We start from the raw sequence: 13157 nt of genomic DNA, 5'->3' as shown, positions 1-13157 counted from the left end.
GAACAAAGATAAATATGACATGGATGAGAGCATCATCAACAATACCAATACCGAGAGTAATCTGGCCAGCATGACCGATCAGGAATATGAGGAGGTAATCGACAGTCTGCAGGAAAAAATTGACATTCAGGGGAAAGAAATCTTCAGTCTTAAAAAAGAGACTGAACAGCTGAAAAAGGAAAATAACCAGCTGAAACGGACACCACTCTTCGTAGCATCTATTATTGATATTCTTGATTCCGGAGAGGTCTATCTTCGCCAGCAGGGGAATAATCAGGAATATATTACCGGAAGCACAGACGAGCTGAAGTCGCAACTGAAACCCGGCATGAAAGTTGCGGTAAATAATGCTCTCTCCATTGTGCGCATCGTCGGGAATTCCGTTGATTCACGTGTTCGGGTAATGGAACTGATCGAGTCTCCGGATATTACATTCGAAAAAATCGGCGGACTCAGGGAAGAAATAGAAGAAGTCAGAGAGGCCGTTGAATATCCTCTGACAAAGCCTGAAGTATTCCGGAGAATCGGTGTGGAACCGCCGAAAGGAATTCTCCTCTATGGACCGCCAGGTACCGGAAAAACGTTGATCGCAAAGGCTGTTGCCCACCAGGCAAATGCCACCTTCATCCGGATGTCGGGCAGTGAGCTGGTTCACAAATTCATTGGAGAAGGTGCCCAGATGGTCCGCGATCTCTTTACCATGGCCCGAGAACGGGCACCATCCATTGTTTTCATCGATGAAATTGATGCAATCGGGACCATGCGTCTGCATGACGGAACGTCAGGGAGCGCAGAAGTGCAGCGGACCCTGATGCAGCTCCTCGCGGAGATGGACGGATTCGATAACCGTGGGGACGTGAGAATTATGGGAGCGACAAACCGTGTTGATATGCTTGACCCGGCACTTCTCCGTCCTGGCCGGTTTGACCGAGTACTGATGGTTCCGCTTCCGGACACTGCTGCCCGCCATGAAATTCTGAAGATCCATTCCGCAAAGATGCAGCTCAGGGGAGTTCCCCTTGACAAACTGGCGGCAGAAACAGAGAACACCACGGGTGCTGAACTTGAAGCAATTTGCCGGGAAGCAGGAATGATGGCGGTCAGGCGTGATTCAGATGCAATCACATGGTCTGATTTCGAACAGGCCATGCGGAAGGTCAAAGACAAGACTCAGAGCCAGGACATCATGTTCCTCTAGTCTCATGAAAGTACTCCTTATACAAAAAGAAGGAGTGGACCTTCATTCCACTCTTCTCGCATCCGAGACCAGCAGAGAAGTGCTTCGTTTTTATCACCCGAAAAAAACAGACTGGGGAGTATGTATTGAAGCATCGACTCTGGGAAGTGCATTGTCAGTTGTGTCAGAACTAAAATGGTATATCCAGCGGTATGTTTCCCAGCCGCTCTGTCTTCTTTCAAACGGCATTATCTGTACGCCTGCATACGCAGGAATTATCTATGAACGCGAGGGGTCAGTCCATGACAGCTGGGACCTGGAGATCCTCTATGGCATAAAATATCATACTGTGATGGACAGAATTGTTGTAACCCCTGATTCAGCAATAAACGATATCAGTGAATTTTCATCAGATATGGACAGAACGTTTCGGGCGCGCTGTTTGATAGACGATCTGGAAAAAATGAAATAATCAGGCAAACATTGCACTGTCGTACGGACTGCACTTCGGGTGATGTGCCAGGTCGAGAGTCACTTTGTCAATTGCCTTGATGAAATCAGACTGATACACTTTTGTCCGCTCCGCACGGATTGCAAACATCCCGGCTTCGGTGCATATTGCCCGGAGCTCAGAACCATTCTTGCTATCTGTCAGTTCAGCAACTTCATGAAGATCAACTCCGGCATCAAGAGCCATGTTTGCAGAATGGATCTCAAGAATCGACCGCCGTCCTTCAACATTGGGAAGGGGAATTTCAATAATCCGGTCAAAGCGCCCCGGTCGCAGGAGCGCCTGATCAAGAATATCAATTCTGTTCGTGGCCGCAACGATTTTTACATCGCCACGGTTTTCAAATCCGTCCATATCGGCAAGAAGCTGCATCAGGGTCCGCTGCACCTCACGGTCACCGGAGGTGGTGCTTTCACTGCGCATCGCACCGATTGCATCAATTTCATCAATGAAAATAATAGACGGGACATTCTTTTTTGCCATCTCAAAGAGTTCACGGACGAGACGCGATCCCTCACCAATATACTTCTGAACCAGTTCAGACCCAACCACACGGAGGAAATGGGCCTGGGTTTCATGCGCCACCGCACGGGCGAGAAGGGTCTTTCCGGTCCCGGGAGGCCCATACAGAAGAACCCCTTTCGGAGGGAGAATCCCGACAGAACGAAACAATTCCGGCCGTATCAGGGGCAATTCGACGGCCTCTTTTATCTCACGGATCTGCTCTTCCAGACCACCAATATCATCATACGTCTCTTCGGGCGAATCAACGACTTCCATCCCATAAATCTGACTGTCAAAGGCTTCCTGTAATACCTCAACAACAGTAAGAGACTGCTGATTCATAGTGCATCTGAGACCGGGCTTGATATCTTCCGGCCTGACAAAATTCGAGACCCGCACCATAAATCGCGGACCCGCACTGCTCTGAACGATAACGCGCTGTTCATCGATAATATCAGAAACAGTGCCGATAACAAGGGGGGGGCTTCTGAGTTTTTCCACTTCACTCTTCAGCTTTCTGATTTCACGTTCGTAGCGGATTTTTTGATTTTCAATATTCTTTTTTTCGATATCGAGCTGCCGTACCTGCTCTTTGTATTGCATATTCTTTGATTCAAGTGCTGCAATCCGGTTTAGGAGGTACTGTTTCAGGTCTTCATCCTCAATTTCCGGATTATGTGCAGAGTTCTCCCCCATTTGAAACCTCAATTAGGTATATCTGTTCATATGACTATAAATTTGTTTACGATTTGAAATGTCCGAATGTGAAGTTTGTGGTGCATCAATCCGTGGCGAGCCAATTCTCGTTCAGATTGGCGGTGCTAAGATGTGGGTGTGCCCGAAATGTGCAAAACTTGGTACAGAGATTAAAAAACCGCCTGGTGCACGAGTGCCGGGAGCAAAACCAACAGTTAAATCAAGAAAACCACAGAAGAGCAGACCTCGTGATGTTCTTGATTTAATGGAAGGTGACATTGTGGATGATTTTAATGTTGAAATCCGGGAAGCCAGAATGGCAAAAGGATGGACACAAAAAGATCTCGCACATGAAATTAAGGAGAAAGAAAACCTTATCAAAAAGATCGAGACAGGGTTCATTCCTGAAGACCAGGTGCTAAAGAAGATTGAGAAAGTCCTGGAGATCAAACTGATTGAATCGATTAATGATAACCTGAAATCATCCGGCGCCTCCGCAGTGACAACCACACTGGGAGATGTGATCCGGATAAAAAAGCAGGGGAAATAAACAAATTTATAAGGGTAAAAAAATGGCCACTCCATTCATTCTCATAAATCTGAAAACCTACACCGAGGGATTTGGACATAACGCACAGAAAATTGCACAGAGTGCAGAACGAATAGCGCATGAGAATGATGTCAGAATTGGCCTTGCGCCGGGATATATGGACATCCATCCATTAAATGTCCATTATTCTCTGCCAGTCTTTGCCCAGCACGTAGACGCCGTGTCTCCAGGGGCACATACCGGACATATTGTCGCAGAGGCGGTGAAAGCGGCGGGTGCTACAGGAACTCTGATAAACCATTCAGAACGCAGGCTGACTTTGGCAGATGTTGAATCAGCACATACAATGGCCCGTGCTGCAGGACTTGAGACCGTCATATGTACAAACAATGTGGCCACAAGCGGTGCAGCAGCATTTTTCAGTCCGGATTATATTGCTATCGAACCTCCGGAACTGATCGGAAGCGGGGTATCTGTCTCAAAAGCAGATCCTGAAATTATTGAAAGATCGGTTGAAGCTGTGCGTTCCGTACGTGAAACGGTAAAGGTACTGACAGGTGCCGGAATCAGTACCGGTGAATGTGTGAAGACTGCCCTGGACCTGGGCACTGATGGTGTTCTCCTCGCATCAGGTGTGGTAAAAGCAAAAGATCCGGAAGCTGTTCTTCGCGATCTTGTCTCAAAAATTTAAGACAGTCGTCTGATACAATCATGCTTGGTGATGACACCAACCACTTTTCCTTTATTCATTACCAGGACAGCATGATGACTGCGAAGACTGTGGACAATCGTATCGATATGCTCTGAAGGAGGAACGGTTGGAAACCCTTCTTCCATGATATCTGTTACAGAATTTTTCATTGAACGCTGAATCGTCCCGTTCTCCATCGCACCAATAATTGCAGATTCTGATACACACCCGATAGGGACGCCGTTTTTCACCACAGGAACCTGCGATATACCATACTTTTCCATCACATCCACCGTGTTTTCAATGGTTTCCTCAGGAGAGATACTGATGACAGGGGCGGTCATAATGTCACCTGCAGATGTACGCTGTGTTTCAGATTCATTTAGAATAGTAACGATCCGGCGGAGCGTGCTTGCCCGCGGGTCGACAGTCCCGGCTTCTATCCGTGCAATCATTGACTGTGAAAAACCCGCCCGCGCCGCAACATCTGATTGTGTCAGGCCCGCTTTGATACGTTTTTCCCGAATCTCAGCAGATGTCGGAACATTCATGGTATTATCAATGGTGATAATAATTTAAAATAATATGTTCAGGGAGGATATTGACGCCCGGCATCCCGGACATCCCTTATTCACGATAGAGTCCGATACGCTGAATGAGATAGTCATAGAGGTGTTCTTCCATAGCCTGTTCGTCCATTGGTGACGAACAGACAGCTACACCGTATAGCAGGGCGAGGGCAGTATCCAGCATGTATACATCGCGGATATCCTCTTTTTCTTCCGGAAGGGATACCACAAGCCACTGAAGACTCTCTTCATCAAAGGTATATTCACGGTCATCACCCGTGATGTTTCGTTTGTCATCGTGTGAGGGATCCTTTCCTTCCCAGTCAAAGCTTGATTTTATCGTCACCTGTGCGGGCACCTTATGCAATGCATCACTCCGTACGATCATAACAGCACGGGAGACCACGCCGGGAACATGTTCTGTTTCCCCCAAGAGTTTCAGTGCTTTATCTCCCTGTGCAACTGCCCGGTCAAATAGCCCCATCCTGTGCCCGATAAGCATTGAGGCAATTGCATGTCCCGCAGATTCATCGGGAAGGGGGCAGGCATTTTTTAATTTCTGAATATAATCTGAAAAGTAATCCGTATCATCCATTGATACCTCTCCTGTAATATGATACCTTAGAGTTAACAGGGATATATCTTTTCAAAAGGAATATTGAGTGGGAGTAGTAAGCCCCATTCTGTTTCTATGCGGCATTCAGCTACGCGCCATACCTGGGCAGGCCCGGACAGCCCGTATGCCCTGTTCTGGCTTGCACCCATAGGGTTTCACCGTTCCATCGAATCCTGCCGATCAGAGCATCAGCGAGTTAACTCAGCACGCGAGTGCCTTCTTGCCACCAGCATATACTGATGGCTCAGTCGCATCATCGCTAACGGCAGGGCGTGTCGTTTCTGTGTCAGAGCCGTGACTCTCGCCACCCGCACTTGCATGCGGCTACGCGTCCGGTTGGTGTGGGGACTTTCCTCAGCAGCATTTCATGCCACCGTCAGCCGCACACTCCCTCTCCTATTAATATCGTATCTCGCTATATTTATGGGCATGGACGGGATCAGCAATGAAGATGGTGCGACAGCAGTGAAACGTGCACGAAACGTTCTTCAGGAGAACATCGCCGGCGAAACAATGCCGGAACTCTCCATGCCGCCATCATTTAGTGAAAAACGCGGGGTATTTGTTACTCTCACCCGTAACGGGGAACTGAGGGGATGCATTGGCTATCCAACACCAATGCTCCCGCTTTCAGAAGGAATTGAAGAGGCCGCACTCTCTGCTGCATTGGATGACCCGCGCTTTCCACCAGTCACTGCTGATGAGCTACCGGATATTTCCATCGAAGTAACTGTACTTACCCCTCCCATCCTTGTTTCATCCCCACCGTCAGAACGTCCGGAAGCGGTCATGGTAGGCAAACACGGATTGATTATTGCGGGGTACGGAAGACGTGGCCTTCTTCTTCCACAGGTGGCGGTTGAATACCACTGGGATGCCCGAACATTTTTAGATCAGGTCTGTATAAAAGCAGGCCTTCCTCCCGGAACATGGAGAAAAGATGATACCGAACTATACACATTTGAAGGACAGATATTTTATGAGGAGGAACACACGTGATTACCTTTGAGAGCCAGCATAAAGACATCTGGGCGAGAACAGGGAAGCTCAGAGTCGGAGACAAAACTGCAAAGACACCCCTGCTCCTTCCGGTAATAAACCCCCACATCCAGCTGATTCCTCCTGAAGAAATGCAAAAAATGGGTATTGAAGCGCTCATCACCAATGCATATATCTTCAGTAAAAGTGAGGATTTCCGTGAACAGGCTATGAATGAAGGACTGCACTCAGTCCTTGGGTTCAACGGTATCATCATGACCGATTCCGGAGCATTCCAGCAGTCGGTGTACGGGGATGTACAATTTTCAAATACCGATACTGTCCGATTCCAGCGTCAGATCGGGAGTGAAATCATCGTCCCGATGGATATCGCCACACCGCCGGACAGGGATCACGAGGGGGCGGCAGAGGAACTCGCTGTCACGATGGAGCGGATTCGTGAGGCAATGACAATCATCGATGACGGCCATCTGGCAGCACCGGTGCAGGGAGGAATCCATCCGGATCTCCGGAAACAGGCAGGAGAAGAGGTTCGTGAAACAGGCGCAGTATTCTGCCCCATAGGGGCTGTGGTGCCCCTGATGGAGTCATATCGCTATAAGGATCTGGTAACTGTCGTAATGGCAGCAAAACAGACAATTTCTCCGGGTTCATGTATCCATCTCTTCGGGGCAGGTCATCCGTCGATGTTTGCCCTTGCTGCAGCAATGGGATGCGACGTATTTGATTCTGCCGCCTATGCACTCTATGCCCGTGAAGGGAGGTACATGACACCATCGGGAAGCTTTAAACTTGCTGAACTCAGTGAACTCCCCTGTGCCTGTGAAGTCTGCCGTTCCCATACTGCACGTGAACTACAGGCATCGCCGGATAAAGAAAAACTGCTCGCAAAACATAACCTCCTCGTCAGTCTTGCTGAGATTGCACGCATCAGGCAAAGCATTCAGGATGGCACCCTCTGGGAACTGGTCGATGAGCGCTGCAGAAATCATCCCCGCCTGCTTGACGGCTACCGGGAATTGCTGAAATATAAAGACGTCCTCGTGACCCGCGATTCGGTATCAAAACGCCGGTTCTTCTACCGGGGAAGTGAATCATGCGAGAGGACCGAGGTCATCAGGTATCACGAAATGATCCCCAGATTTTCTGTCGGAGATGCCATCCATATCAGTCTCTCAGATGATAAGGGGCCGGAAGGGGCAACCACGTTTCTCTTTAAGCCACCATTCGGCCCGTATCCCTCTGCACTCAAAGAGACTTTCCCTATCGGCCAGAGTGAAATTCCTCAATGGGATGAGGATATGATCAGAAGCGGATGCGTTGCCATCATACAGCTTATTGAGGCAAATCCGGACATCCCTGTCACCATACGTGCAGGTGAAAGATGGAACCAGGTTATCGCAGATGCGCTGCAGAATGTGGAGGAAAGATATGAGTTTATTTGAACGTACTGTGCGTGATGGCATGGGACGGACCGGAAAATATACGTCCGGAGACACGGTGGTAGCCACACCTGGAATCATCGACCCAAAAGAGATGTTTCCGGATTTATTCACCCATCCATTTGCAAACACCCCTCCTGAGTTTCCGGAAAAGGTCCGGTGGCCAAAACCCATCCAGTATACCGGAATTCTTAATGCCCTTGTGGGAGAGAAACCGGATGGGTCAGAGGATTCCGCAGTCATCTTTCCGGGGTGCCACACCCTGTTTGACAATCCCCGGCGGTTTACTGAGCTCCTGATTGCACTCAAAGAGAAATATTCCATGGACACTGCCTGGTATGCTCCGGCAAGTGCGCTCCCGTCAAATGCGGCGATTCTGATATACTGCGGATTTGATCTCTTTGATTACCGGGCTGTCGACCTGATGACGGTACGCGGGATGTTCTGCACACCAGACGGCGAATTTTCGTATGATAAGGTTCGGGAGGCCGGGCTCTGTACTTGTGAAGGGTGCAGACAGAATGATCTGGGGCTCCATAACAGAATCGCACTCGAAACCGAGATTGCGACAGCACGCTGGTTCATACGCTCGCATGTGTTCCGTGAATTTATTGAAAAGCGAACGCGAAACGCTGCGTGGCAGGTGGCTGTCATGCGGCATCTCGATGCAACACCAGCGTTCTCAGAACCTGTTGTTCCGATTGTTCGGAGCACACCATTCTCAGCAAATACCGCTGATTCCCTGAAACGGGTAGAAGTTCATCGGTTTGTTGACCGGGTGATTGAGAGGTTTATCCCTACCCGCACCGACACCCTGGTTCTCCTCCCCTGCTCGGCACGCAAACCGTACTCACTCTCACAGAGCCACCGTAAATTTTCGTACGCGATTCAGAACAGGGCTCATGAACTGATCCTTACCTCCCCCATGGGAATTGTACCACGGGAACTGGAAGCCATATACCCTGCGGGCCATTATGACATTCCGGTGACCGGATACTGGGACCGGGAGGAACGGGAATTTATCGCATCCTCTCTTGCCCGTTACCTCGAAAAACACCAGTTCGGACGCATCATCGCCCATCTTGATGAAAAGACCCGCCTCATCGCAGAAGATGCGGCAGCACGGGCGGGTGTGGAGATTGAATCCACCTGTGCAAACGGCAGGCCTACATCTCCGGAATCCCTCAGGTATCTGGAAGAAAGCCTCGCAGGGGTGCGCAAAATATGGCCGGATGCTATCAGGGGTACACTTTCGTGGCAGTTTGACACCGATGTGAACACAAGCGGTCTGATTCTTAAGGGACGCCGGGGACGCCGTAAAGTGATGAAAGGGCGCAACCAGATGTTCAGCATTGACGAATCAACCGGACTTCTACGCCCGACAATGGAGGGCTGGGGTCTGGTCGGTGGCAGATACCACATTGTCATTGATGACTTCATCCCCCAGGGTGATGTCCTTGCGCCGGGCATTCTGGACGCGGACCCCGCCATCCGGGAAGGGGATGAAGTATTTGTGACCGGACCACGTGCCGAGGCCACCGGTAAGGCAGTCATGGGTGCCAAAGAGATGATGCATTCATCCCGTGGTGTCGCGGTAAAGTTGCGTAAAGTAAAGAAGGGATAACACCCAATAATATTCACATTATTTGTTCTTCCGGAGATGGCGATGTGTATAAAATAGTTAAACGGGACCAGATTGCTGACAATATCTTTGAATACTGGATCAATGCACCTCACGTCACAAAAAACGGGTGTGCCGGACAGTTTGTTGTCATTCGTATCGATGAACACGGGGAGAGAATCCCCCTGACCATTTCTGGCATTCGCGGGGATGATGTCAGGATTGTCTTCATGGCAGTCGGAAAAACAACCCAGCAGCTCGCGGCACTGCAGGAAGGAGAGAGTATTCAGGATATCGCAGGCCCACTGGGGACACCATCTGAAGTGAAGAAATGGGGCCGATGTGCCGTAATTGGAGGCGGCGTAGGGATTGCCTGTCTCCCGATTCTCGCACGTGAACTCAGGGAAGCCGGAAATGAAGTCACCGGTATTATCGGTGCCCGGAATGAAGGGCTCCTCCTGCTGGAGGATGAACTCCGCAACGCATGTGACGAACTGGTCATCTGTACGGACGACGGCTCAAAGGGTCACCACGGATTCCCTGCGGACATCCTCAAAGAGAAGGTTGCCGCAAAGGAACTGGATGCAGTCTGGATCATCGGGCCTGCCATTATGATGAAGATTACCTCAATGGCAACACTCAATACCGGCATCAAGACATTTGTCAGCCTGAATCCCATCATGGTGGACGGTACCGGCATGTGTGGTTCATGCCGGGTGACGATCGGCGGTGAAACAAAATTTGCCTGTGTTGACGGACCGGAATTTGATGCACACCAGGTTGACTGGGATGAGCTGATGAACCGCCAGCGCACCTACACCGGACAGGAGAAGGAATCACTTGAACACTACCATGAACACAAATGCCGGTGTGGTGATCATTAATGAACCGCAGACCTGTCGAAGAACGCCTTCGGGACTTTAACGAGGTTGCAACAGGACTTTCCAAAGAGTCCGCGGTCCTTGAAGCGAAGCGGTGCATGGGATGTCCAAAGCCCCTTTGTGTAGACGGATGCCCGGTCTCAATTGACATTCCGGGTTTCATCAATGCAATTGCAGAAGAGGATTTCAGAAAAGCCTCAAGAATTGTTAAGGCAGACAATATGCTTCCTGCCATATGCGGACGTGTCTGTCCCCAGGAGGCACAGTGTCAGGGCACCTGCATCCTCGGGAAAAAAGGAAAGCCGGTACGTATCGGCGATCTGGAACGGTTTGTTGCTGACTGGGAACGTGAGAATGGTGTTGAAGCACCGGAAACCGCACCCACAACCGGAAAGCATGTTGCAATCGTCGGTTCAGGCCCTGCAGGCATCACTGCCGCATCTGAGTGTCTTCGTGCCGGCCATGAGGTCACTATCTTTGAATCCCTGCATGAAGCAGGTGGTGTTCTGACATACGGAATTCCCGCATTCCGTATGCCAAAAGGCATTGTCAAATTCGAGATCGACCAGGTGCTTGCCCTTGGTGCCGAACTGAAGCTGAACCATATTGTCGGAAGAAGTGTCGCTGTTGATGAACTGCTCGCCTATGACGCAGTATTCATCGGTACCGGTGCAGGACTTCCCTATTTCATGGGAATTGAGGGGGAAAACTACGGCGGGGTATATTCCGCAAATGAGTTCCTTACCCGTGTGAACCTGATGCATGCCGACAAATTTCCTGAATATGACACCCCTATCATCCGGGGGAGCAGGGTGGCAGTCGTTGGCGGCGGCAATGTCGCAATGGATTCGGCCCGTGTCGCCCGCAGGCTGGGGGCAAAGGTATACCTGATCTACCGCCGCCGTGAAGATGACCTGCCTGCCCGTGCAGAAGAAATCGAGAACGCCGTCCAGGAAGGAGTGGAATTTGTCTGCTGTGCCAACCCGACCAAAATACTGGGCGGCCCGGAAGTGCAGGGAATTGAGTGCAACCGGATGGATATGTGCGAACTGGATGAGAGCGGGCGGCCCATCCCCCGCCCATGCACGGGTGTTGACAGTACATTCACTCTGGATGTGGATGTTGTTATCGAAGCCATTGGACAGGGCCCGAACCCGCTTCTTGCCGGCCTGATTCCTGATCTGAAACGGGGCCGCCGCGGCAATATTGAGGTTGATGAGGACGGGCGCACGTCCATTCCACATGTCTTTGCCGGTGGGGATATCGCAACCGGTGCTGCAACGGTTATCTGGGCAATGGGGTCTGCAAAGAAGGCAGCAGCATCCATCAACAAGATGCTTTCAGAAAACTGATTTTAGAATTATTCTTTTTTTGGCGGGGGTTTGATTGTCCCTTGTTCTAACCGCAGGACCCTTTGCTGAATATTGTGGATTAATGTCTCCGGGTTCTCCAATGTGGATGACCAGCGTAAAATTCAATTTCCAAAATACTTAGAGGTTGAAATCATTCCCCTCTCACCCGCCCGGCATGTGCCGGGCTCCTCCTCTCCCCCAGAGGGGGAGAGGCAGTTCATATGATGAAACCTTGATTCAATGTCACTAAACGACCAGAAAAGCAGGGTGTCAAATACCAAAATATACAACAGAATCAGTGATCCATTCGCCAATCTCCCCTTCCCGGTCTTATCGCACTTTGGGGGGGTGGGTCTTACAGGGAGGGGGGGCACCCCCCTCCCTTGTTATTCTTTCAGGATAATTAAGATGAAGGGTGATTTCTGCTCCACAAAATCCGGCAAATCATCCTGTAAAACAGGATTGAGGAATAACAGTTCCTCAGATTACTTTGATGCCGTCATTATCCACTTTTGTTTCAATAGCAATCTCTATTCCCAGAGGTTTCAGGACGGCTTCTACATCCTCACGGGATGACTCTGTGACTACCGCAATGGTGGGGCCAACCGAACTCATCGCTACAAATTCAAACCCTGCATCCCTGAGACGGCTCATATACTGGTAGATGATGAAACTGTTGTGCTCCACTTCCGCACGCTTTGACCCACGGAATTCTATCTCCCAGACCACATCTCCGGCACGGCGCAGGTCGTCATGAATCAGGGCAGGGATGAGATCCATTAAAACCAGATATGCCTTGAGTTCACGGTCACGATAATCCAGCACACGTGCCCGGTTCATCAGGACATTGAATTCACTCTCCCCTGCGGCATCTGCCTCCACCGGAGGAATAATGATGAACACATTTTTATCTTTCGCAAAGGGATGGCAGGAGACGAGAGTCAGTTCATCTCCCATGACAGCCATCCCGCCATACGCAACCGCAGCAGGCCCGACCCCGGTCTCAAATCCCTCTACGACTTCTCCGGTTTCAGTCTCTTCAACATAGTTATGTCCTACCAGAAGACGAAGCTCTTTAGTTGTGAGGGGAGAGCCAATGGCGACATTAATGGCATGTGCCACCGCTGTCAGTACTGTCCCTGTAGACCCGAGACCAACATGTTTTCGTTCATGGTCAACGACGGAAATTCTGAATCCACCGGTATAGCCGGTGACCTTCTGGAGGACAGCCACCAGATGACGGAGCATCGGCACACGGGTATAGTTGATTTCAATACCGGATGGAATGCATTCCACCGTTGCTGTGGAATATATCTGAAGTGCAAACCCAAATCCACCGCCTCCGGGTCGGTTTGGTGCAAACCGATTCATATCAAGGACAGTAAGATGGATACGCGCCGGTACACGAACGGTGACAGGTTCTTCTGAAATGGTAAGGGAGTAGTCCTTCTCATATCCCAAGGTCTTGATATCCTCACCTGGTGGAAACGCCGTGAACTCATACTCAACAAGATCAAGGTCTCCCCCACGAATCTTCATAATTGGCAT

13 protein-coding genes and 1 other RNA gene are annotated in these 13157 nt (G+C 50.1%); 9 read left to right on the top strand and 5 right to left on the bottom strand.

The features are described 5' to 3' along the window. Positions 1-19: 19 nt before the first annotated feature. A complete protein-coding gene (locus OU421_RS11460; protein WP_268186230.1) occupies positions 20-1198 on the top strand; it encodes a proteasome-activating nucleotidase in 1179 nt (392 codons plus the stop codon). A 4-nt stretch (positions 1199-1202) separates the two neighbouring features. Next, positions 1203-1649, top strand: a complete 447-nt coding sequence (locus OU421_RS11455; RefSeq protein WP_268186229.1) for a DUF5804 family protein — start codon at positions 1203-1205, stop codon at positions 1647-1649. On the opposite strand, the gene OU421_RS11450 is transcribed toward OU421_RS11455, so the two are convergent. Next, positions 1650-2888 (bottom strand): proteasome-activating nucleotidase, encoded by a 1239-nt coding sequence (locus OU421_RS11450; RefSeq protein WP_268186228.1) that lies wholly within the window; start codon positions 2886-2888, stop codon positions 1650-1652. 58 nt (positions 2889-2946) lie between these two features. Here OU421_RS11450 and OU421_RS11445 point away from each other — a divergent pair, with 58 nt between their 5' ends. Together OU421_RS11445 and tpiA are read left to right on the top strand one after the other, a co-directional pair. After that, positions 2947-3438 carry a multiprotein bridging factor aMBF1 gene (locus tag OU421_RS11445; protein ID WP_268186226.1) on the top strand — a complete coding sequence of 164 codons (492 nt, stop codon included), beginning with the start codon at positions 2947-2949 and terminating at the stop codon, positions 3436-3438. A 22-nt stretch (positions 3439-3460) separates the two neighbouring features. Further along, complete coding sequence (gene tpiA / locus OU421_RS11440) at positions 3461-4129, top strand: triose-phosphate isomerase (RefSeq protein ID WP_268186225.1); 669 nt, start codon at positions 3461-3463, stop codon at positions 4127-4129. Here tpiA and OU421_RS11435 read toward each other — a convergent pair. The 3 genes from OU421_RS11435 to rnpB all read right to left on the bottom strand — a co-directional run bounded on the left by OU421_RS11435 (position 4126) and on the right by rnpB (position 5710). Further along, the gene (locus OU421_RS11435; protein ID WP_268186224.1) at positions 4126-4680 is read right to left on the bottom strand and encodes a CBS domain-containing protein; all 555 of its coding nucleotides are present in this window, start codon (positions 4678-4680) and stop codon (positions 4126-4128) included. The two genes, tpiA and OU421_RS11435, sit on opposite strands and share 4 nt — an antisense overlap. A gap of 76 nt (positions 4681-4756) precedes the next feature. Beyond that, on the bottom strand, positions 4757-5293 hold the full coding sequence (locus OU421_RS11430; RefSeq protein ID WP_268186223.1) for a hypothetical protein: 537 nt from the start codon (positions 5291-5293) through the stop codon (positions 4757-4759). A 65-nt stretch (positions 5294-5358) separates the two neighbouring features. Continuing rightward, positions 5359-5710, bottom strand: an RNA gene (gene rnpB / locus OU421_RS11425) — RNase P RNA component. Between the two features lie 33 nt (positions 5711-5743). Between rnpB and OU421_RS11420 the strand changes: the two genes are divergently transcribed. The 5 genes from OU421_RS11420 to gltA are packed head-to-tail and all read left to right on the top strand — an operon-like array spanning position 5744 to position 11609. Beyond that, entirely contained in the window at positions 5744-6313 is a 570-nt protein-coding gene (locus OU421_RS11420; RefSeq protein WP_268186222.1) for a TIGR00296 family protein, read from the top strand. Then, positions 6310-7758 carry a tRNA guanosine(15) transglycosylase TgtA gene (gene tgtA / locus OU421_RS11415; protein ID WP_268186221.1) on the top strand — a complete coding sequence of 483 codons (1449 nt, stop codon included), beginning with the start codon at positions 6310-6312 and terminating at the stop codon, positions 7756-7758. Before OU421_RS11420 ends, tgtA begins: the two co-directional genes overlap by 4 nt. Next, the gene (arcS, locus tag OU421_RS11410) at positions 7745-9379 is read left to right on the top strand and encodes an archaeosine synthase subunit alpha (protein WP_268186220.1); all 1635 of its coding nucleotides are present in this window, start codon (positions 7745-7747) and stop codon (positions 9377-9379) included. Before tgtA ends, arcS begins: the two co-directional genes overlap by 14 nt. 44 nt (positions 9380-9423) lie before the next feature. Next, positions 9424-10260 carry a sulfide/dihydroorotate dehydrogenase-like FAD/NAD-binding protein gene (locus tag OU421_RS11405; protein ID WP_268186219.1) on the top strand — a complete coding sequence of 279 codons (837 nt, stop codon included), beginning with the start codon at positions 9424-9426 and terminating at the stop codon, positions 10258-10260. Continuing rightward, entirely contained in the window at positions 10260-11609 is a 1350-nt protein-coding gene (gltA, locus tag OU421_RS11400; protein WP_268186218.1) for an NADPH-dependent glutamate synthase, read from the top strand. The genes OU421_RS11405 and gltA overlap by 1 nt, the downstream gene beginning before the upstream one ends. Positions 11610-12089: 480 nt before the next feature. Here the strand turns inward: gltA and OU421_RS11395 are convergent, their stop codons facing one another. Continuing rightward, a complete protein-coding gene (locus OU421_RS11395; protein WP_268186217.1) occupies positions 12090-13157 on the bottom strand; it encodes a GHMP family kinase ATP-binding protein in 1068 nt (355 codons plus the stop codon).

The organism is Methanogenium organophilum (assembly GCF_026684035.1).
Lineage (GTDB): Archaea > Halobacteriota > Methanomicrobia > Methanomicrobiales > Methanomicrobiaceae > Methanogenium > Methanogenium organophilum.
This window is presented reverse-complemented; position numbering and strand designations above follow the sequence as displayed.